General features: G+C 61.1%; 28 protein-coding genes. 18 read left to right on the top strand and 10 right to left on the bottom strand.

Going from position 1 to position 26,468, the window contains the following annotated elements:
• The first annotated feature begins 46 nt into the window (after positions 1-46).
• From A3AS_RS0107875 to A3AS_RS0107885, 3 genes are all read left to right on the top strand, one after another.
• Positions 47-496, top strand: a complete 450-nt coding sequence (locus A3AS_RS0107875; protein WP_018317052.1) for a hypothetical protein — start codon at positions 47-49, stop codon at positions 494-496.
• Positions 497-605: 109 nt separating this feature from the next.
• The gene (locus A3AS_RS0107880) at positions 606-887 is read left to right on the top strand and encodes a hypothetical protein (RefSeq protein WP_018317053.1); all 282 of its coding nucleotides are present in this window, start codon (positions 606-608) and stop codon (positions 885-887) included.
• Positions 888-1,039: 152 nt separating this feature from the next.
• Positions 1,040-1,486 carry a CHRD domain-containing protein gene (locus A3AS_RS0107885; RefSeq protein ID WP_018317054.1) on the top strand — a complete coding sequence of 149 codons (447 nt, stop codon included), beginning with the start codon at positions 1,040-1,042 and terminating at the stop codon, positions 1,484-1,486.
• A gap of 45 nt (positions 1,487-1,531) precedes the next feature.
• Here A3AS_RS0107885 and A3AS_RS0107890 read toward each other — a convergent pair whose 3' ends face one another.
• The 3 genes from A3AS_RS0107890 to A3AS_RS48195 all read right to left on the bottom strand — a co-directional run bounded on the left by A3AS_RS0107890 (position 1,532) and on the right by A3AS_RS48195 (position 4,614).
• Positions 1,532-1,897 carry an antibiotic resistance protein VanZ gene (locus A3AS_RS0107890; protein WP_018317055.1) on the bottom strand — a complete coding sequence of 122 codons (366 nt, stop codon included), beginning with the start codon at positions 1,895-1,897 and terminating at the stop codon, positions 1,532-1,534.
• 133 nt (positions 1,898-2,030) lie between these two features.
• On the bottom strand, positions 2,031-3,617 hold the full coding sequence (locus tag A3AS_RS0107895) for an EAL domain-containing protein (protein ID WP_018317056.1): 1,587 nt from the start codon (positions 3,615-3,617) through the stop codon (positions 2,031-2,033).
• Positions 3,618-4,440: 823 nt separating this feature from the next.
• On the bottom strand, positions 4,441-4,614 hold the full coding sequence (locus A3AS_RS48195) for a hypothetical protein (protein ID WP_018317058.1): 174 nt from the start codon (positions 4,612-4,614) through the stop codon (positions 4,441-4,443).
• 980 nt (positions 4,615-5,594) lie between these two features.
• On the opposite strand from A3AS_RS48195, the gene A3AS_RS0107910 reads away from it, so the two are divergent.
• The 3 genes from A3AS_RS0107910 to A3AS_RS0107920 all read left to right on the top strand — a co-directional run bounded on the left by A3AS_RS0107910 (position 5,595) and on the right by A3AS_RS0107920 (position 6,768).
• A complete protein-coding gene (locus A3AS_RS0107910) occupies positions 5,595-5,885 on the top strand; it encodes a hypothetical protein (protein WP_018317059.1) in 291 nt (96 codons plus the stop codon).
• 42 nt (positions 5,886-5,927) lie between these two features.
• Entirely contained in the window at positions 5,928-6,344 is a 417-nt protein-coding gene (locus A3AS_RS0107915) for a hypothetical protein (protein ID WP_026201779.1), read from the top strand.
• A gap of 187 nt (positions 6,345-6,531) precedes the next feature.
• Entirely contained in the window at positions 6,532-6,768 is a 237-nt protein-coding gene (locus tag A3AS_RS0107920; RefSeq protein ID WP_244550789.1) for a hypothetical protein, read from the top strand.
• An 11-nt stretch (positions 6,769-6,779) separates the two neighbouring features.
• Here A3AS_RS0107920 and A3AS_RS0107925 read toward each other — a convergent pair whose 3' ends face one another.
• The gene (locus A3AS_RS0107925) at positions 6,780-7,952 is read right to left on the bottom strand and encodes a hypothetical protein (protein ID WP_018317062.1); all 1,173 of its coding nucleotides are present in this window, start codon (positions 7,950-7,952) and stop codon (positions 6,780-6,782) included.
• Positions 7,953-8,135: 183 nt separating this feature from the next.
• Between A3AS_RS0107925 and A3AS_RS0107930 the strand changes: the two genes are divergently transcribed.
• Positions 8,136-8,381 (top strand): hypothetical protein, encoded by a 246-nt coding sequence (locus A3AS_RS0107930; protein WP_018317063.1) that lies wholly within the window; start codon positions 8,136-8,138, stop codon positions 8,379-8,381.
• Positions 8,382-8,807: 426 nt separating this feature from the next.
• Here the strand turns inward: A3AS_RS0107930 and A3AS_RS0107935 are convergent, their stop codons facing one another.
• Complete coding sequence (locus A3AS_RS0107935) at positions 8,808-9,185, bottom strand: Ig-like domain-containing protein (protein ID WP_018317064.1); 378 nt, start codon at positions 9,183-9,185, stop codon at positions 8,808-8,810.
• Between the two features lie 283 nt (positions 9,186-9,468).
• On the opposite strand from A3AS_RS0107935, the gene A3AS_RS0107940 reads away from it, so the two are divergent.
• Complete coding sequence (locus A3AS_RS0107940; RefSeq protein ID WP_018317065.1) at positions 9,469-9,873, top strand: hypothetical protein; 405 nt, start codon at positions 9,469-9,471, stop codon at positions 9,871-9,873.
• A 3-nt stretch (positions 9,874-9,876) separates the two neighbouring features.
• On the opposite strand, the gene A3AS_RS0107945 is transcribed toward A3AS_RS0107940, so the two are convergent.
• Together A3AS_RS0107945 and A3AS_RS0107950 are read right to left on the bottom strand one after the other, a co-directional pair.
• Positions 9,877-10,539 carry a hypothetical protein gene (locus A3AS_RS0107945; RefSeq protein ID WP_018317066.1) on the bottom strand — a complete coding sequence of 221 codons (663 nt, stop codon included), beginning with the start codon at positions 10,537-10,539 and terminating at the stop codon, positions 9,877-9,879.
• Between the two features lie 62 nt (positions 10,540-10,601).
• On the bottom strand, positions 10,602-11,339 hold the full coding sequence (locus A3AS_RS0107950) for a metallophosphoesterase family protein (RefSeq protein ID WP_018317067.1): 738 nt from the start codon (positions 11,337-11,339) through the stop codon (positions 10,602-10,604).
• A gap of 193 nt (positions 11,340-11,532) precedes the next feature.
• Here A3AS_RS0107950 and A3AS_RS0107955 point away from each other — a divergent pair, with 193 nt between their 5' ends.
• Positions 11,533-12,159: a transglutaminase-like cysteine peptidase gene (locus A3AS_RS0107955; RefSeq protein WP_018317068.1), complete on the top strand. Its 627-nt coding sequence runs from the start codon at positions 11,533-11,535 to the stop codon at positions 12,157-12,159.
• Positions 12,160-12,170: 11 nt separating this feature from the next.
• Here the strand turns inward: A3AS_RS0107955 and A3AS_RS0107960 are convergent, their stop codons facing one another.
• The 3 genes from A3AS_RS0107960 to A3AS_RS0107970 form a co-directional block, all read right to left on the bottom strand.
• Entirely contained in the window at positions 12,171-13,352 is a 1,182-nt protein-coding gene (locus tag A3AS_RS0107960) for a hypothetical protein (RefSeq protein ID WP_245283158.1), read from the bottom strand.
• A 234-nt stretch (positions 13,353-13,586) separates the two neighbouring features.
• Positions 13,587-13,862 carry a hypothetical protein gene (locus tag A3AS_RS0107965; RefSeq protein ID WP_018317070.1) on the bottom strand — a complete coding sequence of 92 codons (276 nt, stop codon included), beginning with the start codon at positions 13,860-13,862 and terminating at the stop codon, positions 13,587-13,589.
• Between the two features lie 76 nt (positions 13,863-13,938).
• Positions 13,939-14,490, bottom strand: a complete 552-nt coding sequence (locus A3AS_RS0107970) for a hypothetical protein (RefSeq protein ID WP_018317071.1) — start codon at positions 14,488-14,490, stop codon at positions 13,939-13,941.
• Positions 14,491-14,780: 290 nt separating this feature from the next.
• Here A3AS_RS0107970 and A3AS_RS0107975 point away from each other — a divergent pair, with 290 nt between their 5' ends.
• The 9 genes from A3AS_RS0107975 (at position 14,781) to A3AS_RS0108015 (ending at position 26,462) form a co-directional block, all read left to right on the top strand.
• The gene (locus tag A3AS_RS0107975; RefSeq protein WP_018317072.1) at positions 14,781-15,983 is read left to right on the top strand and encodes a polysaccharide biosynthesis/export family protein; all 1,203 of its coding nucleotides are present in this window, start codon (positions 14,781-14,783) and stop codon (positions 15,981-15,983) included.
• A 9-nt stretch (positions 15,984-15,992) separates the two neighbouring features.
• On the top strand, positions 15,993-16,730 hold the full coding sequence (locus A3AS_RS0107980; RefSeq protein WP_245283159.1) for a hypothetical protein: 738 nt from the start codon (positions 15,993-15,995) through the stop codon (positions 16,728-16,730).
• A gap of 32 nt (positions 16,731-16,762) precedes the next feature.
• Complete coding sequence (locus A3AS_RS0107985) at positions 16,763-18,304, top strand: O-antigen ligase (protein ID WP_245283160.1); 1,542 nt, start codon at positions 16,763-16,765, stop codon at positions 18,302-18,304.
• 99 nt (positions 18,305-18,403) lie between these two features.
• On the top strand, positions 18,404-19,021 hold the full coding sequence (locus A3AS_RS0107990; protein WP_018317075.1) for a hypothetical protein: 618 nt from the start codon (positions 18,404-18,406) through the stop codon (positions 19,019-19,021).
• Between the two features lie 267 nt (positions 19,022-19,288).
• On the top strand, positions 19,289-21,550 hold the full coding sequence (locus tag A3AS_RS0107995; protein ID WP_018317076.1) for a Wzz/FepE/Etk N-terminal domain-containing protein: 2,262 nt from the start codon (positions 19,289-19,291) through the stop codon (positions 21,548-21,550).
• 25 nt (positions 21,551-21,575) lie between these two features.
• The gene (locus A3AS_RS0108000) at positions 21,576-22,307 is read left to right on the top strand and encodes a hypothetical protein (protein ID WP_157644219.1); all 732 of its coding nucleotides are present in this window, start codon (positions 21,576-21,578) and stop codon (positions 22,305-22,307) included.
• A 314-nt stretch (positions 22,308-22,621) separates the two neighbouring features.
• Positions 22,622-23,668: a glycosyltransferase family 2 protein gene (locus A3AS_RS0108005; protein WP_018317078.1), complete on the top strand. Its 1,047-nt coding sequence runs from the start codon at positions 22,622-22,624 to the stop codon at positions 23,666-23,668.
• 36 nt (positions 23,669-23,704) lie between these two features.
• A complete protein-coding gene (locus A3AS_RS0108010; RefSeq protein WP_018317079.1) occupies positions 23,705-24,997 on the top strand; it encodes a cellulase family glycosylhydrolase in 1,293 nt (430 codons plus the stop codon).
• Positions 24,987-26,462, top strand: coding sequence for an O-antigen ligase (locus tag A3AS_RS0108015; protein WP_157644220.1), 1,476 nt, complete (start codon positions 24,987-24,989; stop codon positions 26,460-26,462). The genes A3AS_RS0108010 and A3AS_RS0108015 overlap by 11 nt, the downstream gene beginning before the upstream one ends.
• Positions 26,463-26,468 lie beyond the last annotated feature (6 nt).

Here is a 26,468-nt window from a genome sequence, read left to right on the forward strand (position 1 = left end):
CCAGAGTTGGTTGCAAATATCAGTGAATTTTACGGCGGACATTTCCATGATGCGAGACGGCAAATACGCGGCCTGGTTCAGGACGCCGCGCGGCCAGGGCACGGGTATCGTGCATCTGGCGGACGGACGGATCTCCGGCAGCGACAGCTTCTTCACCTATGGCGGCTCCTATCAGTTCGATGACGATCAGCGCTTCACGGCCGTGCTGACCACGCGGCGCTATGCCGAGGGGCCGCCGACCGTGTTCGGTCTGGACGAGGTCGAGGTCAGCCTCGCCGGCGTGTGCAGCGGTGCGATGGCGACCTGCTCCGGAACGGCCAGGGAAGCGCCCGACGTGATGTTCGAGGTGACGCTGATCTACAGCCAGGAAGATGCGCCGGCTGTGGAGGCGCGAGGCGCCGTCGTGAAGCTCAATGACAAATTGCCCAAGGGCCTCGACCGCCGTTCGCGGCCGCGCCAATTTCCTGCGCCTTCCAGGCCGCCGCCCGCATCTTAGTCTTGCGTTGACGCTATCGCAGCGAAGCGGGCTGCGACCGCGCTGCGGCAACGATGCATTCAGGCGCAGAAAGTTAGGAATGAGGCGGCAATAAAGGACGGACGAGACCATGCCTCAGATCTGGATGACATACGACGAACTGGCGACACTCAGCGGCTGTACAGCCGCAGAAGCCAGAATGCGGGCCATCCATCTGTCGCTCGACCGTCGCAAGAGCCGCGACGGCGCAACGCGCGTCAAGCTCGACCTGGCGCTGACGGCCAAGTTCTTCGCCTCAATCCGCGAAGCGGATTTCGATCTCGACGGCGCCATCGAGGCGCTGCAAAGCACGCACAGGCAGATGGCCGAACTCCTGGCCCCGACCGGGTTCCGCGAGCGCGGGGCAGCCTAGCTCGCTTGGCGTCAGGCCCCGCAGATCGTTCCACGTGCCACCGGTGGATCGCCGCCAGCTTTTCGCGAATCAGGCATAGACTCGTCTCCGGAATTTCGAGCCGGGGCCGGGGTTTCAACCGCATCGGGCCGTAGAGCCTGTAGGAGAATGCCATGAGGAAAGCCAAGTATCGGGTCGGCGTGACGCTGTTGGGAACGGTGCTGTTCGTTGGGCTGCTGATCGTCACAACCGCGCCGTCACGTGCGGAGGTCGTCAAGCTGCAGGCCGACCTCAAGGGCAGCAATGAAGTGCCTCCGAACGGCTCGTCCGGTTCAGGCAAGGCGGAGGCCGCGTTCGACACCCAGACCAAAGTCCTGACCTATACGATTACGTTTGCCAATCTGACTGGGCCGGCGATGGGGGCCCATTTTCATGGCCCCAGTGATGCGGGCAAAAACGCCGGCATCGCTTTGCCCTTCAAGACGGTCCAGAGTCCTATCCAGGGCAGCGCCACGCTCACGGATGCCCAGGCGGCGGATCTATTGGCCGGCAAATGGTACGCGAACATCCATACGGCCGCGAACCCAGGCGGCGAATTGCGCGGGCAGATGATGAAGTAGGGGGATGTCGCCGTGGCGCTGAAGAATGTGTCAGCGCCGTGGGCTTCAGGCTGGCGGCCGAGGCAAGAAGGCCAGGATCGTCTGGGCGAGGATGACACCGACGGTGCCTCCTGCCGCCTTTTGCAGCACGTCCAGGAAACCCGGATCACGATCGGGGGTCAGCGTTTGCAGGACTTCCAGCCCCATCGCAACTGCGATGACGAGCGAGCAGGCCAAAGCGAGTCGGCCGGGCAACAGGAAAGCGAGCAGGAAGCCCAACAGGCCATAGGCGCTGAAGCGCTCGATGACGACGATCCAGTAAGCCTCGTGATGCCCCATCAGCGCCGGCCGCCCCGCCAGCCTTGCCAGGGTGGCATAGGCGATGAGGGCGAGGCAGATTCCCGCGGCTGCGATGAGGTGATTTCGACGCATGGCCTACCATAACCGCGCGAGGGCCATTCCGCTCCGAAAGACGAGAACATCGTTAAAGGTCGCTCTTCGGGCGGCGCGGGCTGCCTAAAACCTGGCCGCTATCGCCGGCCCGGGGGCAGTCCGGCGAAGATGGTCAGGCCACCAGGACGTCGCCGGCCTGCGCTGCAGATGCGGAGTGGCGGCGTGAATCGACGAGCTCGCTGAATTTCGCAAAGGGCAGCGGTGCGGCGACGAGATAGCCCTGCCCTTCCTCGACGCCGGAGGCGATCAGGGCGCGGCGCTGCTCCTCGGTCTCGATTCCTTCGGCGACGACCGTCATGCGGAAGTCCTTGGCGAGCGCGACCAACATCTCGACGATCGTCGTGGTCGATGCATCCACGGTGATGGTGTCGACGAAGAACTTGTCGATCTTGATCGTGTTGGCGCCAAGTCCCTTCAGTCGCGACAGACCGCTGTGACCCACGCCGACGTCGTCGATTGCGACGCGGAAGCCGTGGTCGCGTAACTCGGCCACGACGGTCGCGGCGTGCGCGAGATCGTCGAGCTCGTCGCGTTCGGTGACCTCGACCACGATCTGGCGTGCGGAGATTCTCGCTGCCAGGACCGTGCGACGCAGCGTCTCGACGAAGCCGGCACTCAGCAGGTGTTTGGGCACGACATTCACGGACATCTTGAAGGTCTTGTCCGCCTTCAGCACGCCCTGCAGGTCGGCGAGCGCCGATTTCAGGATCTGCCAGGTCATCACCTGGATGCGCCCGCTGGATTCGGCCAGCGGAATGAAGTTCATCGGCGGCACCACCGAGCCGTCCCGACGAACCCAGCGCGCCAGAATCTCGCAGCCGGTGATCTGGCCCGTCCTGAGCTCGAAGATGGGTTGGTAGTATGGCTTGAATTCGCCGGTTGCGAGGCCGCGATCGAGATCGGCGACCGGCCCTTCCATCCGGCGGCTGCGTGCCAGCAGGATGCCGAACAGTGCACCAAGCCCAAGTGCGACTGCGAGCGCCGGCCAATACGCCTCGCTGTTCCAGCTCGAAAGCACGGCGTGCTCGAGCCGGATCGTGGCGTGAAGCGGGAAGCGCGTGGAATGCCTGTCGAAGCTGATCGGCCCTGGCAGGGGCCTGTCGGCATCGAGCCGGAATTCGCCGAGCTTCTCGCCATTGCTCAAGGCGAGGATCACCTCGCTGTGCGCGCGCAGCTCGGCGGGCATGAGATCGAACAGGCCGGCGTTGATGCCGACGATGGCGACCAGCGCGGAGCTGCGATTGACGTCCCTGAGCACGCCCAATGCGTCGCCGCCGAACTGCTCCACGCGGAACAGCGAGAGCCTCTTGTCGTGTGAGGGCAGCATGTCGCGCCGATCCGCCCAGCCCTTGTCGAACTCGAGCGTCTCGGAATAGGCCGAGCAGATCACCGATCCGTCCGGGTTGACGAGACGGACGTCCTTGATCGCCGAGCGCTGGTAGACGTGGAGCCGGATGGCTTGCAGCGCCGCCGGTGCGCAGCTGGCAAGATCTCGCTTGGCGAGTTCGTCGAGGCTGGCCGCGGCGAAATCGACCGCAAATTCGGAGCGGCGCAGAACGACCTCGGTCAGCTCGTTCAGTTGATGCGCCTGCTGGTGGCGAATGACGCCGTCTGCCGCAAAATGGCCCGCCAGCCCGAACGCCATCGTGCTCGCAACAACGAGCGCCGCAAACGAGAGGTTCGGCCGCTGTAATCTCATCCGGTCCAGGCGAAATTCAGGAGAGGCTTGGTGACTGATCTTGGAATTGATTTTGGAACTGATTTTGGGAATTGATTCTAGCCAGCGGGGGCTAAGATAGGGTTTAACGGGCGGACCGGTCCGGAAGGGCTACCGAGGGGTTGGCTGACTGATGTCGTGCGGCCCGAGCATGGAAAGTTGAGCAGTATGATCAGGACGTTAAGCCTCCTCCTCCTGTCGTTCGTCGTCGGAAGCTCCGCGGCTTGGGCGCAGGGAACCAAAGACCAGCCATCGGGCACTCAGCCCACCTCCCGCAGCGGCACGGCGACGAATTCCGGTTCGGACAGCATGGGCGGAGCCTTCAAGGGGACGGGGACACCCAACTATGGAACGAGCCCTGGGATGGGGTCCCAGAAGAAGACGCGCAACTAGGTCAGGTCAGCTTGGTCGCGCTCATCGGGGGCGCGGGGAGACGGCCTCTGGATAAGCTCTGCCTGACCTGTCGGTGTGGGGCGCTGCGGGATCACGGGCGGCCCGCAGCCGAAGCACCACGAAGGCGATGTTGATCGCCAGCCAAACCAAAACCGCGGAAATGGCAAAGTGGAGCACTGCCAGACCTCGCTGTGAGATTCGAACTAACACCCAAACGTAGGTCTGGTTCCGTCCCGGCGAGACAAGCCATGATTACTCTGTTTCGACTGTAGGCTGACGCCCGCATCTGCAGAGCGTGACCTCTGAGTCTTTTACAGTGACCTGCTGGCCCCATCAGTGAGGTCGGTCGTCTTCACGCAGCGCGGGAGGTCGTGCTGCGGGGCTCAAGGCGAGCACCGTCGCCTTTCCGAGGCTAGCTCTTTTTGCCCGTCTTCGGCTTCAGCGAAAGACCAAGCCGCAAGGCCATGCGCTTGATCGCATCAGGCGAGCGTCCGAGAACTTTCGCGGCCTCTTCCAGCGAAGCCGAAGACTTGGCCAGCTCCATGAGCCGGCGGTCTTCTTTGAACGACCAGGGCTTGCGCGCCATAACCGAAATCATCCTCTTGTCGACACAACGACAAAGCCGCCAAGCGACCCATGTTCGCTCGACGGCTTTGCTTGGGTGGGGCCGGGCTTGGGGGAGCCCGGTGCGAGATGGATATGCGATCGGTGAGACTTCGCAACAAACAACGCGGATTAAGCTAACTGCTCAACCTTACTGCGATGAAATCGATGCGCGACGCTCCGTATAACCACGGTGTTTCGCTGGCGAATCCGATGCGCGCCCTCCGACGGCGGTCTCATCCGTGCCGGTCGACGTTTGAAGCACCAAGATGAACGAGGGTTCATGGTGTCGGCGTGGCGAGTTCTGGTAAAAAGAACTGGAGCCTCTTCTCCGCGCTCTGTGCCCTCGCGTGCCGACCAATCTTCGAGCATCACGTTGCACAAACTTCATCTTCGTCTGACAAAAGTTTCAGCGGTGACGAACTTGAAGTCGACACAACGAAAAGATGAAAATGAGCGCGGGAGGAGCGTTCCGGCAAACGTGGGAATATTCCAATGTTAGCTGCTTTGGTTTTGATTTCGATTTTCGCAGCGGGTTTTGGCTGCGGCTATGCCGTACGGGCGTGGCGCTCGCGGAAGCGATCGGCACGATATCGTCTTTATGCACCCTATACCCCCACTTCGATGGAAGCCGGTCGCACCCAGCGGCCATCGTAACCGCGGGGCCGCGCGCGTGCTGACCCGGGTGAATGGTCGTCGTGGCGGAGTCGAAATAACCATGTGCGGTTAGGTTAATCTGCCGCCGTCCTTGAGCGCCCAGGCAAGGCAACCTAAGACGGATCAGTTCATTGCGAGTTCGGGCCCTCTATTTCCGGAGGGCGTGCGGGTAGGCGTAGATGACGTGGCTGATTGCGTTGCTGGGCGCGACGACTTGCGCTCTTATTTTGATTGCGTTTGTTTGTAGCTATGGCCGGCATCTGAGAGATCTTCCAGGTCCCTGGATCATGAGCGAGGGTCATTCAAATGATTGATCAACGGCAGAACGCGCCGCGCAGATATTTTGTTGACGCGCAAGGGCATCGTGTTCTGATAGGCCTTTCGCTGGAGGAGACGGCGGAATTCGAGGCGCTGGATCTTGCACCGAAGGAGAGGGTGCAAATCGTGGCCGAAACCCGCGCAGGCACGAGAGCGGCCGCGGTTGACGACGTTCGGTGGCTGGAGCTCTATTCCAAGCACGAAGGAGCCTGGCGGGCCTGGATCGCACAAAGCCAGGCGGGGCGGACGCAGGATTTAGGCTTTGTTAACTATGCCTGACCGATGGTAGCGGCTTAGATCTCGAAAATGGGGATGGCCCACATGTTTCAGCTGTTCCTGAGAGCACGCGCGCATAATCTTCTCGGCTCCCGCCGCGAGGACAAAGGTTTTAAGGCCCGCTCCGCGGAGCGTGATGCGGAGACCGACCGCACGCGGATCGGTGCCGTCCTGGCGGCGATCGAAACGGCATTGCAGGAAGCGGAGAGGGAGCAGGCCGGCCTCAACCGGCGTGTCGATGACGCAGTTGCGCGCGCTTCCGTCACCTTCGGAAACGGTACCGACGAGTACCTCGAGCGAGAGGCGCTCGACAATCATCACCAGGATCTCTTTGCGGCTGATATCTCCAATGGCCAGCGCCGGCTCAAGGAATTGGCGAGCAGCATCGGGCACCTGAAGTTCGTCAAGACCGCAATGCTCACGCGTTTTCCGAATTTCAAGCCGCCGCAGCTCAACAGCTAGTATTGGAGCTCTTGCCGCGCGCTCGGCCATCCTTCGAGACTCCCAGGCCACACCGCGTGACAATTCGGCGCCGCTTTGCGGTTTGGCGCGTCGATCCTTTTTGCTATGGTCCCGGCAAGCATTCACGCTTCGAGGGAGCAGCAAGGTGCCGGTCAGGAATATGCGAAGGTTGGTTGGATTGGCATGCGTGTTGACGTTGGCTGCGCCGGCGACGGCGTCGGCCATCACCGCCGAAGTGGCGCGCGCATGCGAAGCGGCGGTGGCCAAGGCGTTTCCGCCCAGGCAAATCGGCAACCCGGCGGCGGGGAGCGCCAAGGGAACGGCCAAGGATCAGCGCGCATACTTCCAAAAATGCGTCGCGAACAACGGTAAGGTCGACGACGCGCCGGCGGAGGCGGCCAAGGACAGCAAGCCCAGTAAGTAGCGGCCGTCGATCTAACGCGGCGGCGGGCAGGGAGAATAGAACGCGCCGTTTGCCGCGTTGATACGTTCGACGCATTGGTTGGGATCGGTGATCGTCCCTGCCACGGTGAAATCGTAGCCGATGCCTTTGACGACGACAATGTAGCGGCCCGGCGACAGCGTGAAGCCGTCCTGTTCCGGTTGCAGCAACAGCATCCTCTGCTGATCCTCGACCGGCCCCACTTTGTAGGGGTAGGACATGCTGCGAATGACCCAGGAATCGCCCGCGTTGACTATGGCGGCCTTGCCGGAGGCATCGACGCCCATTGACCGGGACACCTTCGCGACGACTCGAACCTCGGTCACGCTTGCCTCAATGCTTCCGTCCGGTCTGAACACGATGAAGTTGACATCTCCGCTTGTCAGGGTCGTTGCACTCGGCGTGTTGATGGCCGCCGAGATCGCAACGCGGCGGTCTGGAATCTTTCCGGGGACCGGCTTCAGTTCCTGGAGCTGCCCCTCGTTCAGCGCGTAGACGCCGAAGGTCGTCGGCAAAGGCATGGAGGGGTGTGCAGGTGGCGCCGGCTCCTTTGCGCTGTCGGGCGCTCGTTCAACACTCATGCTCTCCGACGGGGGCGGGGCGGTGGCCGGCCGGGGCTCTGGGTTGCCCGGCGCGCGCTCGGATGGCAGCACCAATTGTGACAGTGCGGACACTTGGGTCCTCAAACGCGGCCAATAGATCACCGTGGTGCTGGCGCCGGCCATGAGCAGGAGAATGCCGGCCAGTCGAACCAGAAAGGTGAAGGCGCCGCTGCGTTTAGTTTGATCCGGCGATCGCGGCGAAACCACGGGACGGCGCGGTGCTCCCGCGTCCTTCGCAGCAGGCGGCGAAGCCGAAACCGGAGCGGGGGCCGGGATCGGCGGGGGTACAACATTTTGCGGTTCCGACGCATCACTGCGCTCGAAGGAACGCTCGACCTCCTTGATGGCACTTTCGAGGACCTGCTGAAGCTCCCGGGATTCCCGCGCCTCGGCGTGGGTGAATTGCTCCAGAAGCTTGACGCGCGCCAGCTCATAAACGATCTCCCGCATCTGCCGGGGATCGTCGGATACGGCGCGGATTCGGCTCGACAGGAGACGGATAAACCCGGCTTTGATCTGTTGCGTCGAAGGAGCGTTGGCCGCAATTTCACCGGAGTCGGTCATCAAGGCCGATCAAGTAGCCCGGTTAGGGCTATTTCGCTAGGTCTTTCCGCTTGAAACGTCTCCACCGAGGCAGCTTCCCCTGTCATTGCCGGGCCTGGCAAAGCCCCGCGGTGTTTCGAAGGTGCTTGCTTTTAGAGGAAAACCTGTGACATTTCGCCAAGCTCCTCATTCTGGTGTTCGGCCATGCGCGGCGTTCTAGCAGTCCTTTCGGTTTTGACGTTCCTGGCTTCGCCTGCCGTTGCACAAGGGATCAAGGATCAGGCCAACACCACGAGCTCCAGCATCATCACCACGCCGACGAAGAAGGCGCAAACCAATCAGACGGCCTCGCGGCCGACCGCCGTTCGGAACCTCTCGGGCAGGCTGCCTGCTGGAAAGTCGGCTCAAGGCGTCTGGCGCGATGGCAAGCTGGTTGCCGTTCCCCGCTGAGGCTGCGACCCAACGAAGCGTGAAGGAACGGTGATCGCCTCCCTGACGTTCATGCTTGGGAGATATCGTATGAAACGACCAGTTCTGATCGCCATTGCGTTGCTTGTGCCCGCCGCTGCCTGGGCCCAGGGCGTCAACGACCCTTCGACGCCCAACCGCAACGTGATCATTGTCAATCCGTCGCAGCCGTCGGGCAGCACGGCCACGCCGAATTACCCGAGCCGGATCCAGGCGCCCCTGACCCGCGGCGGGCGAGCTATACCCTATTACGGAAACAGAACCCGGGGCAGTGCCTCAAGTAGGCGGTAGGTGTGCCGCCGGCTGGCCTAAGAGAACATCGCGAACATCAGCCGTTCGGCCGCCGTGCCCGATTTTCGGTAAATAACGGAACGCTCCTGTCCCCTAAGAGAGCGGCGTCTCGGCGAGCTATTGAGGATTGACCTCGACCTCTAGGGTCGATGTCCCTGCACCGTGAAGCTTTTTACCCGAGATCAGAAGGGTGAATTTATCGGGACCTTGCTTGTCGGCTGCTGCCAGATAGCGGAAGCCGGACCCGACCACGGTCAATTGTCCCCTTGATGGTCCGCTCACGACCGATACCTTGAAGATCTGCATGTACGACCAACGCAGGCCCTGGATGCAGTCGGATCCAGGCTGGATGGTCAGCGTCCACGTCACTGTGTCTCCCGACAGTTCGAACGGCGTCCGTTCCTTGATGCAGAGCGGACTGGCGTGAGCCGCCATGACTAGCGCAGCGGAAGCTGCGATGCAGGCAGCTAGCAGCAACAAGGGTTTTTGAGGCATGCGACGGCAGCTCCACGCGCAATTCCCGAAGAGAATATCAGCGAGCTAACGAGGTCTTCGACTCCTCGGGCTCGCCAGGTGCTCGTCAACTTCGTGCCAGACGAGGTTGCAAGCTAAAGCGCAAAGCTTGCCTGCGAATTCGCTTTCTTGCAATTGGCAAAGGTATAGATTGATGAGCCGGGCATAAGGAGTTTCCGGCCAATGGTTGTCCTTATGCTCTGTCTTTGGAGTTATCAGCGTGCGAACCGCTCGACGTGACCATTCGCTAGATGACGGAAGGCGGTTGGGGACGCTGTCTCGGGCTGTCGTTTCCCTTGCCGCTGCCCTCGGCCTTGGTCTCGCCTACCCTTGCTTCTGTCTTGCTCAGGCCGATCCGGAGCCCTCGCTCAGCGACTATCTTCCACCAAGCGAGCCAGAAGTAACGCGCGACGAATGGCGGCAGCGGATCGAGGACGCTCGGCGCCGCGCCAAGGAAGCTTCGCGCGAGCGGCGGGAGCATCCCGAGCTCTACAAGCCGATTCCGGAAGATCCGGACCTTGTCGCGACCGAACGCCTTCTCCGCGACGATAGCCTGCAGCGAGGCGATATCGTCACGACCAAGAAGGGCATGTTCGTCTATCAGGGGCGATCCGACCAACCGCGTCGCGATCAGGACTTCGTGCCGGTCAACCCGAAATCGGTGCGCTGAAATTCAGTAACGCCGCAAGATCTCGTTGAATTTGGGATCGGTCACTTTCGTGGTGTCGAGCAGCAGCGCCTTGCCTTGCGGCGTTGCCTGCACATAGGCCGCGATCAGCAGCGGCTCGTAACGCGAGCGATTGGCAAGCGCCGAGCGGATGTCGGATTGCGCCAGCAGCTTGATCTCCTCGTCCGTTGCAGCCGCGCCCGAGGTCACGGTCCGGACGCGAGCCAAGGCGACGTCGATCGGCACCGATCCCGTCAAGTAGGACATCTTCACCGCAGGCGTTGCCGCTTCGCCGGCCTGGGCCTGCAGCGTGCCGAGCGTGTGCCAGAGCGCGGGCCTGATTGGTGAGACCTTCAAGGCAGCGACGACGGCGCTTTGGGCGGCCTTGTTCTCGCCGGTCCGTCCGGCCGCATCGGTTGAAGGACGGTGAAGAACGTCAGCTGCCATTGCCGCCGCGTAGTTCGCGAGCAGGTCGCCATCCAGCGAAATTGATGCCAAGACGCCGCCGGCCGCCAGCTTGGCCTTCTCGGGCGGAATCTCACCCGAGAACAAGTCGCTCGCGCGAAAGTTCGGCCGTACGAGATCGCCAAAGAACGTTATGCCGGCGTGAAGCAGCAGCACGAACGCAGTGCAGATGCCGATGACGCGAAGCAGGAACATGCGGTTCATGGTGAAATCGACGAGTCCTGTGAGGGCGAACCGAAGACGGGACCGATAGGACGGCCGGGCTCTTAAATTGCGAGCAGACTATCACCTTGGATGGTCAGCAGCGTCAAGTTTCCGGTCGCATAGGCGCCCGTGTCGATGTTGATGCGGTTCGGGCGAATATCGGGCGCGCTGACCGGCGTGTGACCGTGGACGATATATTTGCCGAAGCGCTCCTCCGACGCGAGGAATTCCTCGCGGATCCAGAGCAGGTCCTCATCCTTCTGGCGCTCGAGCGGCACGCCGGGCTTGACGCCGGCATGGACGAAGAAGAAGTCCCCGCAAGTAAAGGACGAGGGCAATTGCTGGAGGAAAGCCAAGTGCTCGGGCGGCAGCGCGCGCTGCAATCCTTCGATCAGCTCGACCTGCTGCTCCGCGGACGGATTCATGGTCGGCGTGATGCCGTAGGAGACCAGCGTCAGCAGGCCGCCATAGTGGCGCCACTCCTGCAGGCGGGCGGGGTCCTTGAGGACCTCGAGCAGGAAGATCTCGTGGTTGCCCTTGAGGCAAACCGTCTCGTGTGTTTTCGAGCGTTCGATCAACAGATCAAGCACGCCGCGCGAGTCCGGGCCGCGGTCGACATAGTCGCCGAGAAAGACCTGGATGGCCCGTTCGGGGGCCGAGCGGGCCAGATCGACGTCGATGACGGTTAACAGCGATTGAAGCAGATCGGCGCGGCCGTGCACGTCGCCGATGGCATAGACGCGAACGCCGTCGGGAAGCCGAGGCTTGGTCTTCTTTCGAAAGCGTGAGGAAAGGCCCATCAGGTCGGTCGAATCGCTTCCAGCGTCGCGAGCGGAACGTCGCGATGGCTCTTAGCAGAACAAGTCACACATCGGTATTCTTAATTGTTTCCGACCAGGGCCCCCGCATTTTGATTAAAGGATCGCGCGGCCTTTGAGCCGTATTTCAAGACATCTCGCGTAGCGTCTCCCCAACAAAAACGGGGAGCGCGACATGCGCAAAGTTGTAAAGTTCCTGACGGCCGTGGCCGCCATCGTCGTTGCTGCAGGGGTGCAGCAGCGCGCTGAAGCCGCATTCGTCGGTGCGCCCTTGGGGCTGCGCGGGGCCATCCAGTACATCAAGTTCGACCAGCCGACGCTGGCGCCAATGGCATTCACGCTGTTTTGCCTGAAGTACAAGGACGAGTGCAAGCCGCGGCCCCAGCACATCGTGTTCAGGGGCGGGCGCCTGAAGCTTACCGCGGAGCGGCTGGCGCAGATGCAAGAGGTCAACCAGCAGGTCAATACCGCCATCCGTCCCGAGGCCAATCTGGAAGGGCTGCGCGGCGAGAAGTGGCTGCTGCATCCGACCAGCGGCGACTGCAACGATTACGCTGTGACAAAACGCCACGAACTGATCGCCAAGGGCTTTCCGGCGCGCTCGGTGCTGCTCAGCGAGGTCGTGACCACCTGGGGCGAGCATCATCTCGTGGTTGTGGTGCGCACCTTCGCCGGCGATCTCGTGCTGGACAATCTCTCCGGCCACATTCTGCCGTGGTCGAAGAAGCCCTATCGCTGGGTCCGCATTCAGTCGCCCAAGAACCCGAACTACTGGGCCTCCCTCGGCGATCGCGCGGTCTGATCACCGGCGCTCTATCGTGATCCAGATTGGCTGATGCTCTGCGACAGCCCCAGTCCCACGATCACCGAAAGGCACAGGATGGCCGCCGGGCGCAGCAGCCCGGGCCCGGCCAAGCTCTGAATCAGCGCAAACAAAACACAGGCCGCGGCGGCCGCAGGGAAGAACGAGTCGCGTCCGCGCTGCAAGGCGCCGAAGAACAGGCGTACCAGAACGATCGAACTCACCGCCAGCGCGGCCGCCAGGCCAATCCATCCCATGCCCGCAAAGACCGCCGTCGCGGTCGACGGCGCCGTCAAAGCGGCTCCGACATCGCTCTGATAGATCCGGCCCACCGCAGCAAAGGTCCCGGCGCCCGCGCCGAACCAGCGCGTGTCGGTCAACATCCGCTCCAGCGCGGCCCGCGTTTCAGCCCCCATATCCGGGACGAGCCGCAAGAGGACCGGTCCGGTGCCTTTTTCGAACAGGAAGGACAGCACGATCGCCGCGCCGATCAAGGCGGCGGCCGACAAGGCGCCCGCTGCCAATGGCGATAGATCGAGCCTGCGAATGACGAGGATCAGCAGGATCAGCACAATGCCAAAGGCCGCGGCGATCGCGCTGTTCGTGCCCGACAGGCCGAGCACCGCAAGCGCGCTTGCCAGCGCGCCCATGAGTCCGCAAAGACCGATCGCCACCGAGCGAAGCATCGAATGATGCGTCTCGGCCCGTTCGGCCGCGAACTGCATCACCGCCAGATTGAGCATGAGACCGAGGCCGGCCAAAGTCGTCGTGAAATCTGAGGGCGCGGCTCCAGCAAGCGCCGGCGACAGCCGATGCAGGTCCAGCATCAAGGCGGAGACCGCGGTTACGCCGCTCAGCACAAAGAGAACCAGCTCGGCCCGGCTGCGATTGCGGACCACCAGGATGGTGACGCCGAGCAACGAGATCGCCGCAAGCGCCAGCAGCAGCGCGCTGACGGTCAAGCCGATATCGGCCGTGATCGGTCCGAACGGCAGGCCACCTATGGCATCGCGCGTGCTGGCCCAGATCGGATGGGCAGCGCTTAGCGGAAGCGGGACGAGCTGAGCCGCGATGAACAGCGGAAGGGCGATCGGGATCCAGCGGCCCCAGGAGGTCGCGCGAACATAGTGGTCGTAATCGGCTTTTCGCGCGCTCGCGGTGGCCGCCAGCAGGCTAAGCGCGGCGGCCATCATCCCGAGCTGCGCACCGAACTTGGCGCCGGCGATTTCGAGAGTGGAAGCGGAGACGATGGAAACGATGAGGGCAAAATAAGCGAGGGACAAACGGCGCGCTCGAAGGGAATCCTGAAACGGTCAGGTCACCATACAAGCGGGCGGGTGGTTTTCAAACAGAGGCCTGCCTCGGTCCAACGTTTAAACCTCGGGCCGTTTGCGCGCGGGCTCGTCGCAGCGTTGATCGGCGCGCGATCAGCGGGTGGCCTTGATCGGACGGCCGAAGACGCGGGCGGCACGTGCGGCGGCAAGGCCAAATCGCGCGGCCGAGCCGAACAGATAGCCGCCCTGGAGGGCGATGGCCGCGAGTGCCACGCCTTTCAGGCTCTCGAGCACGGTGAGATCGAGCACCAAGCCGACCGGGATGGCGGCGAGCACCATGACGAAGGTCAACGGCAGCAGGACCAGGACGCGAAAGCGTTGGCCCAGCACGGCACCTACCAAAAAGCTGAAAATCAAAAACGCGGTCATCCGAAACACTCTCCGTGCTTCGGACCCTAGGTTCCCCACCCTAAAAAGACCCTTAATCTGTATGGCTAAATTTGGCCTATTGGCTGCAATTTGCCAGCAGCGAATGATAGGCCTCACGCAAGCCGTTCAGGGCCACCACGCCCTTGATCTCGCTGTCGCTTTCCCTGACCACCACCGACAGCGAGGCCGTTGACTGCCACTTGCCGGCGGCAAAGGCCGAGACCTCGTCGGGCAGCAGCACCGCGGCGCCTGCGGCCGCCATGCTGGCGTCAAAGGTCAGGGTGCCACCGCCGCTCGCGGCGATGGTGACCTTGGGGTGGCTCCGCGGCGGAAAGGGCCTGATCAGGGCCACCAGCACGTCAACCTTGCCCTTCGGCGCGCAGCGAACGATGAGGCCGGCAAAGTCCGGGTCGGATTGGGTGGTATCCGCGGTCTTCGTGATGGCCGCGAAGCTTTCGCCGTCCTTACCCCCTTGCGTGCGGCTGAACTTCCAGACGGAGGAGGGGGCGGGGTTGGCGGCTTCAACGATAGGCCTCCCGCGACACGTTGTGTTGTCCGGGCAGGGGCTCGTCCATTGCGAGGGGAGATCCACGCCGCCAAGGAGCGAACCTGCCAGCAGCGTGATCAAAAGGAGGCCAGACACGGGGAATCCTATCTTAATGGTTCCAGCCTTAGCAGAGGGCGGCGAGGTCAAGAAGCCTCACGCTCGACACACTGAGTCCTCGGCTTGGGCGGTTTGCGCGCCAACGGAGCACACGAAATACAACAAATAGTCACAAAGGGTTAAACCAAGCCCCAAAGAGTGGCCCGGGCGCCACAGTAGCCGACCGATCGCACCGTTAACCACCGGGAACACTTGTCGCACCACCCCCTAGGCCGTACCAATTTACGTCACTTGGGGAGCCTCGGGCGCGATTCATGTCATCTATTGCCAAGACCTATATGTTGAAGCCAGCGTTGCTGGCCGCCGCTTTGGCGCTCGGAGCGTGCTCGACCAATCCCGGCTCGGGACCGCTGACGGACGACGTCAACAACAAGATTCAGACTGAAAACGCTCCGGCCTACGAGCTGGTGCCACTCAATCCCGCGACGGTGAAGATCCTGCACACCCATGAGCCCAAAGGGCTCGCCGGCGTGTTCACTGATCGGCGGCCGCCGGCCAGCATCGTATTCGGCATCGGCGACGTCGTCAGCGTCACCATCTTCGAAGCCGCGGCAGGCGGTCTGTTCATCCCGGCGGAAGCCGGCGTCCGTCCGGGTAACTATGTGACGATCCCCGATCAGTCGGTCGACAATGACGGCTTCATCACCGTGCCCTATGCCGGCCAGATCAAGGCTGCGGGGCTTACGGCGGTCCAAATTCAGCGCGCGATCGTCGACAAGATCGGCAACCGTGCGATCGAGCCGCAGGCGGTCGTGGCGATGTCCTCGCAACGCACCCAGCTCATCAGCGTGCTCGGCGAGGTCAATTCGCCGGCGCGTTATCCCGCCAGCGCGGCGGGCGCCAAGGATCGCGTGCTCGATGCGATCACCCGCGCGGGCGGCATCAAGGGCCAGGGCTTCGAGACCTGGGTCATGCTGGAGCGTGGCGGACGGCGGGCCACCGTGCCGTTCGAAAATCTCGTGATGGCGCCCGAGAACAACGTCTATGTTCGCCCCGACGACAGCATCTACGTCTATCGCGAGCAGCAGAAGTTCCTGGCGTTCGGCGCCAGCGGCCAGAGCGGCGAGTTCAACTTCGATGCCTGGCGCATCAATCTCGGCGAAGCCGTCGGCAAGGCTGGTGGTCTCCTCGATGGTCAGGCCGATCCGGCCGCCGTCTATCTCTATCGCCGCGAGCCGCGCGAGGTTGCGGCCCAGCTCGGCATCGACGTCAGCAAGTACACTTCAGAGACCGTTCCGGTCATCTTCAACGTGAACCTCCGCGATCCCGGTGGCTTCTTCCTTACCACCAAGGTCATGATGAAGAACGGCGACGTGATCTACGTCTCGAACTCCCGCAACGTCGAAGTTACGAAATTCCTGCAGTTCCTGCGCGTGATCATGGCCACCGGCTCGGATGCGGTGAATCTCTCCAACGACGCCCTGATCTTCCGCAACAACGTCAAGCTGGCGCCGTAAGACGCCAACTTGATCCAGCGAAACCGATGGCACCGGGGCTTTGTCCCGGTGCCATTTTCGTTTAGATCGAAGCGGTTCTGCTGCGGCTACGAGTTCGGGAAAGATCAAGGCGCCACTGGGCAGGGCGCCGGTCATCGGGCACCCCGCACTGTTGCAAGGGGCTTCATGCGCTTTCGGACACTTTGCCGTCTTTTGGCTCTCGTCCCCGTCGGCTTCGGGCTTGCACCGCTCGGGCAAGCTCTCGGCGCTGCTGCAGAGCTAGGCGTCCGCCACCGCATCGACGTGATGGTCTCCGCGGAGCCTGATGCTCCGGTCCTGTCGCGCCTCAAGGGCGCCAAGGGCGAGCTGTCGTTCACGGTCCGGCTGTCGGCGAACTCCAAGGAGAGCAAGTTCTTCGGAATGCTGCGCCCGTCCTTCCCGGATATCCTCGTCCCCGATAGCGCGGGCAAACCGCTGGTCCAGCAGACCAAGCTATGGGAGGAGGAGGTCTGTCATCAGCGCCGCGGCCTGCCCAAAGTCACGGTGACGCAACTCGGCGGGCATTTCGGCGAGGGGGAGGGGCGGATCGAGATTTCGGCTATCAACCGGCACATCGGCGTCCTGGTCCCGCCCGACGAATTAACCCCTGGAATAAAACTCGATCCGGGCAGTGATAGCTTTGGAGTATTCTTGGCGTTCCGGGCGCAGACCCGGAACAGCCGCCTCAATGTGGATCTGAAGATCTATCCGATCGATTGCTTCCTCTAAGCCTAAAGCAAAGCTCGCCTTAAGAAAGCACGATGCGCCTTTGGCCTCCCAATATGAGCTGGTTCAGGATTCGTTGGTCATGGAGCCTGCCCGCGACCTTCATCCTGCTCTTTGTGGTAGCCGGCGCGCCGTTTCCGTTCGGCTCGACCAATGATCTGTCGATCGCATTCTGGTGCCTGTGCCTCGGGGTAGCGGTGATCTTCGCGCCGACGCGCGATCTGCGTCGGCCGCATCTTTGGCTGCTCGCCGGCCTCGGGGTGATCGTTGCGGCCTACGCGTTCGTGCTGCATGAGCAGCTCTCCGACCATCCCTGGATTGCGCCATTCCAGCCGATCTGGAAGCAGGCCTCGGATCTGCTGGGCGTGCCGGTCGCTCCTTCGGCTTCCATCGTGAAGAACGAAGCGTTCTTCGCGCTCGGCGCGCCGCTCGCCAACATCCTCGCCATCGTTCTCGGCATCACCGTCGGAGCGAACCGCGACCGCGCCCGCCGCCTACTGTGGGTGATCGCGATCTCCGGTGCGGCCTACGCCCTCTACGGCGTGCTCTCGTTCCTGATCGAGCCCACCATGATCCTGTGGCGGGACAAGACGGCCTATCTCGGCAGCGTCACCGGTACCTTCATCAACCGCAACACGGCGGCGGCCTATTTCGGCTCCTGCGCGGTGATCTGGATGCTGCTGATTCTGGAGGATGTCCGCCGCCGGCTCCCTGAACGGCACATCGAATGGAAACGGCTGTCGCTCGACGTGCGTACGATCCCTCCCAAAGAGATCCTGCCGCAGCTCACATGTCTGCTGATCTGCCTGATGGCGATGTTCATGACGACCTCGCGTGCCGGCGTCGGGCTGTCGCTGCTCGCGATGATCGTCGCGTTCACGCTCTTTCTCAGGAAAGACCTGCCGCCGCGCACCGGCGTCTGGATCTCGCTCGGCTCGGGCCTTGCTGTCGCGCTTGGCCTCTTACAGCTGCTCGGCGGCCGCGTCTCCAGTCGCTTCGACAGTCAGGGCCTCGTTGACGAAGGCCGCATCGAGGCCTGGAAATCGACGCTGCGGATCATCGGCGACAATCCCTGGTTCGGCACCGGCATGGGCACCTTCCAATGGGCCTTCCCGCCGTATCGAAGTCCTAACATTTCGATTCGCGGAATCTGGGACGCCGCGCATTCGACGCCACTGGAGCTTGCCTCCGAGGTGGGCATTCCCATGGCGCTGCTGGTGGCGCTCGGCTGGGCCATCATGCTGCTCGTTTTGGCCAGGGGCGTGTTCACCCGCCGGCGCGATGCCATCATCCCACTGGCGGCGGTGGCGACCGCGACGCTGTCGCTGCTGCATTCGTGCCTCGACTTCACGCTGCAGGTGCCCGGCTACAGCATTCCATTCTTTGCGCTTTTCGGCGCCGGCCTGGCGCAATCCTTCCGCACCAAGGAGGCTCGGCGGGAGGCGGAGACGGGCGCTACCAGGCGGCGAGCCGAGGGCGTCCGACAACTGCTGACGCGGCCCCGGACCGGGTGCCGCAGCTTCACAAAAGTATCTAGATTTGAAGCAGTTGCGCCGTTTACGAAGTCTTTAGAATAAATGGACAGCCCTTTTCACTTCGGATAGGTTCCTGCACTGCACAGCCATTTGCCCGGCGAGGAAGCACATCGGGGCAGCTGATTTTTTGGAGGTTGATTTATGAACGTTATCAGGATTGCGCTTCGCTTGGCTGCCGCCGCGGCCCTCGCCGCGACGATCTCGTCGGTTGCCAGCGCCGCCATTTACCCGCCGCAGCGCCAGCTGCCGGCCACCGTCATTTCCGAGTTCAAGGCGGCGCCCAACAGTCTGCTGCAGCAATACCCGACCGGCGGCCCGCAGCTGATCTCGCGCGTGCGCGATCTCGGCGCCTCCGACCCGACCACGCTTCCCGGCCTGATCGCGCTTCTAAAGGATCCCGCGACCACGAAGGACCAGATGCGCGCCATCGTCGCCGGCCTCGCCCAAGTCGCTCGCATGGCCGCGCAGCAGGATCAGGCCTATGGCAATGAGATCCAGAGCGCGATCGCCGGCACCGGCAATCCCGATGTGATCGTCGCCTATCAGGCCGCCACCGGCGACGTCGCAATCGCCGCGACCGGCGGCGGCGCGGGTGGCGGCGGCACCGGCGCAGGCGGGCCGACGAGTAATAGCGGCTTTGCCAACGGCGGCGGTGGCGGGGGGGCCGTCAGGTTCGGCAACAACACCACGAACAACAACGCGCCCAACGGCGGCAACGCCGGCGTCGGCAGCGCCGGCAACAGCGTCAGCGCGCGCTGACCGAAATCGGCCCTTCGGCCGGGCCCATGAGGCCTCACGGCAGCGGCGCCACCGGGCGCCGCTTTGCGTTTGCGCCGTTAAGCTTTCTGCAAAAAGTCGCGCAAGGCGCGCTGTGCACGGCATTCACTGCGTTCAATTGCAGGCGGGTTTGTGTTAGTTTTCAGGGCAGCGCGGGTTTTGGCATCGGGTTTGCTCCGGATGCCATTAGGCTTTTGGCCAGCATTGATCCCAAGAACACACATTCGATCCATTTTCAGGAATCTATAGATGTTACAGGTGAACAAGCCGGCCGCGGAGATCAATCGCGAATTCGTTGAGATGCAAGGTTCACAGTCCGAATCGCTCGCCTCGTATCTCAGCATTATCCGCCGGCAGTTCCCGACGATAATCGCAATCCTGTCGGCCTGCGTGATCGTTGCGCTGTTGTATCTCTTTACTGCTGCCCCGCAATACACCTCGACCGCGTCGATGGTGATCGACACGCGGAAGGTGCAGCTGTTCCAGCAGCAGTCGGTGCTTGGGGACGTCGCAGTCGATTCCGCGACCGTGGAAACGCAGGTCGAAATCCTGAAATCCGAAAACATCAGCCTTGCGGTCATCCGCGACCTTCACCTGATCGACGATCCCGAATTCACCGGTACTGGTGGCGCCCTGCTTGGCGCCGTTGCTAGGCTGGTTTCCTCGAGCAGCCCAGCTTCCGAATTCGAATTGACCCGAAAGGCACTGGAGGAGTTCGCTAGGAATCGAGTCATCAAGCGTCTTGGCACCACCTACGTGATGGAGATTGGCTTCACCTCGCGCGATCCAGCGAAAGCGGCGAGGATCGCCAATGCTATCGCGGACGCCTATATCGTGGACCAGCTCGAGGCGAAGTACCAGGCGACCCGCCGCGCCAGTGTCTGGCTGCAGGATCGCATAAAGGAGCTGCGTGCCCAGGCGACCGGTGCGCAGAAGGCGGTGGTCGATTTCAAGATTGCGAACCACATCGTCAATACCGGCGGACGACTGATGAACGAGCAGCAACTCGCCGAAGTGAACAGCCAGCTCGTGCTGGCGCATGCGGCGACCGCAGAAACTAAGGCGCGGCTTGACCGCATGACCAGCATCCTCAAGCAGGAGATCCCGGATGCCTCTGTTGCCGATGCGCTGAAGAACGAGACGATCGTAAAGTTGCGCGCTCAATATGTCGACATGGCCTCCAAAGAGGCCATTTGGGCGTCGAAGTATGGCTACGACCATCTCGCCGCTGTAAACCTTCGGCGGCAGATGGACGAGATCAGAAAGAACATCACCGACGAGCTCAAGCGCATCCAGGAATCGTACAAGAGCGACTATGATATCGCAGCCACCCGTGAGGAGAGCATCAAGACGAGCCTGAATGCGGCTGTCTCTGAATCACAGCTCACTAACCAGGCGCAGATCCAGTTGCGCGAGCTCGAGAGCACCGCCCAATCCTACCAAGCGATGTACGACAATTTTCTGCAGCGCTATATGGAAAGCGTGCAGCAGCAGTCCTTCCCGATCACTGAAGCGCGTGTTATCAGCGCGGCGACGATGCCGTTGAAGAAGAGCTATCCGAAGCCTCTGGTCGTTTTGGCGGTAGGGCTCTTCAGTGGCCTCATGCTGAGCTTTGGCGTCGCCATGGCTCGCGAGCTCACCGACCGCGTCTTCCGTACGACCCAGCAAGTCGAAGAAATCCTGGGCACAAGCTGCCTCGCGATCCTCCCCACGGTGGGCAGCTCCGCCGCACGGCCGCTGTCGCTGCTTCCTGGCTCGCTTGCGGACAGGTTTACCGACAAGTCAGGCAGCCCCGATCCGGACCTCTTGCGCTATGTCGTCGAAAATCCTCTGTCCCGCTACTCCGAGGCCGTGCGAACCCTCAAGGTAGCCATGGATCTCAACTCAATGTTGCGAGAGAATCGTGTGCTGGCAGTCACCTCAACTCTTCCGAACGAGGGAAAGAGCACGCTTTCCGCGAACCTCGCCCAGCTCATGGCACACGGTGGCGCCCGAGTGATTCTGATCGATGCTGACCTGCGCAACCCCTCACTGTCGCGCGCGCTGGTGCCGTACGCGCGCGTCGGCTTGGTCGATGTTGTCGCGCAGAGTGCGCGGCTGGAGGATACGTTAGTAATCGATCCTGAGACCAAGCTCTCGATACTGCCGGCGGCTACGCCCTCGAAGCTCCTACACACAAACGAGATCCTCGCGTCTAAAGCGATGCACAATCTTGTCACGTTGTTGCGCTCGAAATTCGAGTACGTTGTGCTGGACATGCCGCCAATGGCGCCTGTGGTCGACGCGCGTGTCACCTCGACCTTCGTCGATTCTTACTTATATGTGGTAGAGTGGGGAAAGACGAATACAGACGTGGCGCGCCACAATCTGCGCGCGGCGCCGGAAATCCACGGCAAGCTGTTGGGAGCCGTCCTGAACAAGGCCGAGACAAGGCTACTTGCGCGCTACGAAGCCTATTATGGTCGCCAATACTACCAGAAATACTACGCAAGGTATGGGTACGTGGACTAACTGTCGCGCAGTGCCGAAGGCATTCGTGCGTGTGATGCTGCTGTTTGTGGCGCTTTTCGGTACGCTCTGGCCGATGGCAGCCGTTCCTTCCTTCTGGTTGACGGCACCTATCCGCGAGGCGTCGCTACAGATCATGGCCGACGGCCGGTTCAGGCCTGGTGTTTTGGCGGACATGCTGATCCGCTTGAATGCGAATTCCCGACCGGTTGTAGTGCAACCTGAGCTTCGATCTGCACTCGCACTGGTAACGCTGCGAACCGCCGAAGAAGCGATGCACCGAAAGAAACCCGACGAGGGCGATCGCGCAATGGAAGCGAGCGAGGGCGAATTGCGGTCGGCGCTACAGGTCACCCCAACTGACTCATTTCTTTGGCTGATGCTCTATTCGGTTGTGACGAGGCGCAGTGGATTCGACTTTGACAACATCAGGTATCTGGAACGGTCCTATGCGTCGGGACCGAACGAAGGCTGGGTCGTGCTCCGGCGCAATCAGTTGGCGCTTGCGGTCTTCTCGGTGCTAAGCAAATCTCGTCAACAAGAGGTCGTCGCTGAATTTGCAGCTCTCATCAATAGCGGTTTCATTGAGGAAGCCGCCATCAATTTGACCGGCGTAGGTTGGGTTGAACGCGAGCGCTTGTTGGAGAACCTGAAGAAATTGGATGTTGCGTCACGCGAAATCTTCGCCAAGAGATTGGCGCGCGACGGAGTGAGGGTGAGTATACCTGGGATTGAGCAGGACGAGAGATACTTGCGCTAAGGATCAGTGCGTTGCGACATTCATTCACGCGCACTTGCCGAATGGTCTGGTCCAGTGCGCCAGCATTAATGATTAAACGAATGCACCTAGGTCGACCTATGGACAACTACCGGCGAGGCGGGATAGGCAACGCGGCGAATACTGGAAGGTCAATTGATATCACATGCTTCGTGATCAGAGGGAAGTTCGGGTATTCTCGTCACCCTGAGCGCGTGCTCAACCGTCGGGTAGTGCTTGTAAAATCGTAATTGGCCAGCAGATAATTTGCCTAGCGGGCCCTCACGCCTACAGTTTACCGATTTTAACGGGATCATATGAATAAGCTCCATCCTGAACTCGTTCGGCAAGATCGAAGAGACATCCCCGACGATAGAAGTGAAATCCGCCTCTTCGCGGTGCTGCGCGATGAAATGTTACGCCTGCCCTACTTTCTAAACTATTATCGCCAACTCGGGGTATCCCGATTCTTTGTAATCGACAATGGATCCAACGATGGGTCGGGGCAGTTTTTGCTCGATCAATCAGATTGTCACGTGTTTTTCACGGAAGGGTCGTACGGAAAGAGTCGCGCAGGTGTTAATTGGCTGAACTCGTTGCTGGATGCTTATGGCACATCACACTGGATTCTTCTCGCTGACGCCGACGAATTGTTTGTCTTTCCCGCTTGTGAAAATGTAGAACTGCCGAAATTTTGCAACTGGCTGGATCAGCTCGGTTATGAGGCGGTGTACGCACTTCTCCTCGACATGTACAGCTCGCTCCCTATCCGAGAGGTCAACTATCGGCAAAGCGAAGACTTTAGAGCGACATGCCCTTACCATGACAGCAGCTATGTTGTCGTGCGCCGATACGGCTTCGCGTCTGCTTTCCCGCCCTTCGAGCACATTGGTGGGCCGCGTCTGCGCCTTTGTTTTGGAGATCAGAATACGCCTGCGATCTGGCCTCGTCTGAAGCCAAAATTGGCGAGGCGAGCCTTAGCGATCGCGCACAAGGCTGGATTTTTCCGTCAAAAACGAGCTCAGGTCGTCGCAACGCAGGCATATAAGGTTCCGTTGGTCAAATGGCGAAGCGGAAACGCGTTTGTTAATAGCCATCGGCTTAACGCCGTTAAGCTTTCGCCCGTTACAGGCGCTCTGCTGCACTTCAAGTATTTTCAGGACTTCGGCAAACGCATCGAAGATTCTCTTGCACACGGAGAACACTACGGCGGCGCAATAGAATACCGCCGGTACGGTGAACTCCTGGCAGCAAATCCTAATTTGTCGCTCCTAGGCCCGGAAAGTGTTCGTTACACCTCAAGTCGCGAGTTGGTTGACAGCGGCTTGATCCGAACAGACAGTCGTTGGATGTCGATCGTTTGAGGTTGTCAGCATTCGTCGCTAGCCGAGCATCCGATAATGGTCGAAACTCCTCACAAAAGCCGCTTCGCCCCGCGCAAGAGGTTGTTGCGCAGAAGCAGATGGCTGCTGCAGCTTTTTCTGCTGCTCGTTCAGTTAGTGGCGTCGAATCGGGGTGTGATGGCCAATGGCCTTCCCTCAGGCTTGGGTGTTCACGTGCAGGTATGGCAGATTGACACTGCCGACTTGGAACGAATCCGAAATTTTGGTTTCAGCTTTGTACGATGGGGTATGTCGTGGGAAGCAATCGAGAAAGATCCAGGAGAGTTCGACTGGGCAACGACAGACGCATTTTTCAAGAAGGTCAGACACTCGGGTCTTTCCTCCATTGTGATTCTGGCGACTGGAAACCATTTTTATAGCCGCTGGCTAGAACTGCCGGCAGATCCGGGCGTGCGAGAGAGGAAAGTTGCGGCACCACCAGAGAGTGAGGCTGCGATGGCGGCCTTCAGCCGCTTCGCTGCCGCTGCCGCGAAGCGGTACGCTGACGAGTCGGTTACGTGGGAGGTCTGGAATGAGCCGGACTTGCCCGTATTCTGGCCGCCCAAACCAAAGCCAGATGCCTACGCGCAACTCGCCGCAATGACTTGCAGCGCAATCAAGATGGCTGCTCCAAAGGCAATGGTGCTTGCGCCGGCAACTGCCAGCCTGCCGATCCGGGCGCCCGCACTCTATGGGACTCTGGCGAAGACCGAGGCGGCAGGGTGTCTCGATGGCTTGAGTATGCATAGTTATCGCATAAGCGGCGGGCGACGGCCGGATCCGGAGAGCGTGGAAGCTGAGAACCTGGCCAGTCGCGCACTACTTGAGCGCCTGTCCGGTCGATGGCGTGACGTGCCCATGCTGTGCACTGAATGGGGTTATCCCGCTTCGGCCGTTGGCCGTGCAACCCAGCGAGCATATTTGGCTCGCGCCTATCTTGCGAACGTCGCCAGTGGCGTTCAGGCAACCGTATGGTACGAATGGAAGGACTCAAGGGACGACCCTGCCAATCCCGAGTCTCATTTTGGACTTCAGACGGCGCAGGGTATTTTCAAGGTTGAGCCGGATGACGGATTAGTTCGGCGATTAACGAGTATGAGGTTCGTTCGCCGACTGCAAGCCGTGGACCCTCAGGTGCAGCTCCTTTTGTTCGAGGAAGGGAAAACAAGTCAGATCGTTGCCTGGCTAAGGTCCGACTCTGCTCGAACCGCCGTTGCCAAAATAGCCGGAAAGGCGGTCGTCCTAAGCAACTACCCTGTGATCGTCCCTGGCGACCGGGCCGAAGATGACGGACATGGTCATGCGCGTTAAACTGGCTGACTCGATATTCGCGTTGGCCGTGATCGCGATTCCCTTCGACGCGATCGCAGGATTTAAATCCTTCGGAGAACTCGGCAACGAGAGTTCTTTCTATTTCTTTGCGTTGGCCATGGGGCTGTATGGGATCAACGCTGCCGGCGCTAGCGTAGCTGGTGAGCTTGTCGAGCGGCCAGGCGGGCCCCTTTTCTGGCGAACCGGTGCCGCCATCGTAATCGTAATAGCGATTTCGGCCCTCTGGAATGCGACTGAAATCAGCGCGGCGAGGTTTCATGGTCGCGATGGGCTTGCGAAATTGGTCACCTCCGCGACCGTGGTAATCTACGGCTTAGCCCTCGCATTGTTGACTCGTGCAGTGGTTTTGGGGCGATGGTATGTGCGCCTGATACTGCCCATTTGTATCAGCGCGGCACTATGCGTCGGCTTCGGCTTGCTCGAGGCTCTCGATCGAGTTGGGATGAGTCTTCCACTCTATCAAACTGTGAACTCCTTGCTCCACGCGGGCTCGGATCATACTGTTCAATCGTGGGACGGCACCTTGAATTTGAGGCTTATCGAGGGATGGGATAAACGCCTTCGTACCGTTTCGTTCGAGCCTCCATCATTCGGGAACTTTTCCGGACTTGCATGGCCTTGGCTTTTCGCTGCAATATTCATAACTCGGGGCATTAGGAAGGCCCTCCATATTTTCTTGCTCTTGGCTTTCACAGCCTTGATTGTTGGTTCTCAGGCCCGGACGGGATGGTTGCTCTTGGCAACCAACGTTGTCGCTTTCGGTCTCCTGAAATTTCTGTTCCTGCCCCCGGATGGACGCGTACCGAAGTCGGCGACCTTCATTGGGGCACTACTGCTGTTTGCAGTGGTTGCAGTGATCATATTTTACGCGGCGAGCTTCGACGAGGTGATTCGCGAGGCCGTTGTGGGGACTTCTGTTTCCGATCTGTCGCGTTTGGCCTATCAAGTTACGTCGATTAGAATGTTTTCTGAGTACCCGATATTGGGGGTTGGGTTGGGTCAGTTCGCCTTCAAGGCTAGCTCGTATATGCCGGACTGGGGGTTCCTAAGTTCCGAGGTCAAGGCGTCCCTCCGATTTACCGACGCGCCCTGGCCTAACACGTACTCGCTTTACGCCAGGCTTGCCGCTGAACTCGGCTTGATCGGCCTTTTCGGATGGATGTCAATCTGGATCGCGCTCATCGTTTCGGTGCGCGGGGCGGGGTTGATCTACGCGAATTTGGGTCGGAATGTGCCGGTGGTTGCATACCCGATCATCATGAGCTGTGCCGATGTTATCGTAACCGGGCTCACCACGGATACCTTTCGAACCCCGATGATCTGGATCACCCTGGGCGCAGGCGCAGCCTTTAGTGCACGGGTGGGGCAACTTGCTGGCGCCCCCCTCCGACCATCCACACGTCCAATTCCGAGCCAGACCTATCTCACGTCCTCGCGCAGCTGATCGGGA

The sequence above is a fragment of the Bradyrhizobium sp. WSM2793 genome, from assembly GCF_000379585.1.
Taxonomy (GTDB): Bacteria; Pseudomonadota; Alphaproteobacteria; order Rhizobiales; family Xanthobacteraceae; genus Bradyrhizobium.

Excerpts from the sequence above, each read along its gene's own strand:
- A3AS_RS0107945 (WP_018317066.1), bottom strand. The coding sequence starts at position 10,539 with ATGAACCGCATGTTCCTGCTTCGCGTCATCGGCATCTGCACTGCGTTC.
- A3AS_RS0107880 (WP_018317053.1), top strand. The coding sequence starts at position 606 with ATGCCTCAGATCTGGATGACATACGACGAACTGGCGACACTCAGCGGC.
- A3AS_RS0108010 (WP_018317079.1), top strand. The coding sequence starts at position 23,705 with ATGGTCGAAACTCCTCACAAAAGCCGCTTCGCCCCGCGCAAGAGGTTG.
- A3AS_RS0107910 (WP_018317059.1), top strand. The coding sequence starts at position 5,595 with ATGATTGATCAACGGCAGAACGCGCCGCGCAGATATTTTGTTGACGCG.
- A3AS_RS0107995 (WP_018317076.1), top strand. The coding sequence starts at position 19,289 with ATGTTACAGGTGAACAAGCCGGCCGCGGAGATCAATCGCGAATTCGTT.
- A3AS_RS0107955 (WP_018317068.1), top strand. The coding sequence starts at position 11,533 with ATGCGCAAAGTTGTAAAGTTCCTGACGGCCGTGGCCGCCATCGTCGTT.
- A3AS_RS48195 (WP_018317058.1), bottom strand. The coding sequence starts at position 4,614 with ATGGCGCGCAAGCCCTGGTCGTTCAAAGAAGACCGCCGGCTCATGGAG.
- A3AS_RS0107885 (WP_018317054.1), top strand. The coding sequence starts at position 1,040 with ATGAGGAAAGCCAAGTATCGGGTCGGCGTGACGCTGTTGGGAACGGTG.
- A3AS_RS0107930 (WP_018317063.1), top strand. The coding sequence starts at position 8,136 with ATGCGCGGCGTTCTAGCAGTCCTTTCGGTTTTGACGTTCCTGGCTTCG.
- A3AS_RS0107965 (WP_018317070.1), bottom strand. The coding sequence starts at position 13,862 with ATGACCGCGTTTTTGATTTTCAGCTTTTTGGTAGGTGCCGTGCTGGGC.
- A3AS_RS0107890 (WP_018317055.1), bottom strand. The coding sequence starts at position 1,897 with ATGCGTCGAAATCACCTCATCGCAGCCGCGGGAATCTGCCTCGCCCTC.
- A3AS_RS0107915 (WP_026201779.1), top strand. The coding sequence starts at position 5,928 with ATGTTTCAGCTGTTCCTGAGAGCACGCGCGCATAATCTTCTCGGCTCC.
- A3AS_RS0108005 (WP_018317078.1), top strand. The coding sequence starts at position 22,622 with ATGAATAAGCTCCATCCTGAACTCGTTCGGCAAGATCGAAGAGACATC.
- A3AS_RS0107990 (WP_018317075.1), top strand. The coding sequence starts at position 18,404 with ATGAACGTTATCAGGATTGCGCTTCGCTTGGCTGCCGCCGCGGCCCTC.
- A3AS_RS0107975 (WP_018317072.1), top strand. The coding sequence starts at position 14,781 with ATGTCATCTATTGCCAAGACCTATATGTTGAAGCCAGCGTTGCTGGCC.
- A3AS_RS0107960 (WP_245283158.1), bottom strand. The coding sequence starts at position 13,352 with ATGATGGCCGCCGCGCTTAGCCTGCTGGCGGCCACCGCGAGCGCGCGA.
- A3AS_RS0107935 (WP_018317064.1), bottom strand. The coding sequence starts at position 9,185 with ATGCCTCAAAAACCCTTGTTGCTGCTAGCTGCCTGCATCGCAGCTTCC.
- A3AS_RS0107985 (WP_245283160.1), top strand. The coding sequence starts at position 16,763 with ATGCGCCTTTGGCCTCCCAATATGAGCTGGTTCAGGATTCGTTGGTCA.
- A3AS_RS0107925 (WP_018317062.1), bottom strand. The coding sequence starts at position 7,952 with ATGACCGACTCCGGTGAAATTGCGGCCAACGCTCCTTCGACGCAACAG.
- A3AS_RS0107875 (WP_018317052.1), top strand. The coding sequence starts at position 47 with ATGATGCGAGACGGCAAATACGCGGCCTGGTTCAGGACGCCGCGCGGC.
- A3AS_RS0107950 (WP_018317067.1), bottom strand. The coding sequence starts at position 11,339 with ATGGGCCTTTCCTCACGCTTTCGAAAGAAGACCAAGCCTCGGCTTCCC.
- A3AS_RS0108015 (WP_157644220.1), top strand. The coding sequence starts at position 24,987 with ATGCGCGTTAAACTGGCTGACTCGATATTCGCGTTGGCCGTGATCGCG.
- A3AS_RS0107895 (WP_018317056.1), bottom strand. The coding sequence starts at position 3,617 with ATGAGATTACAGCGGCCGAACCTCTCGTTTGCGGCGCTCGTTGTTGCG.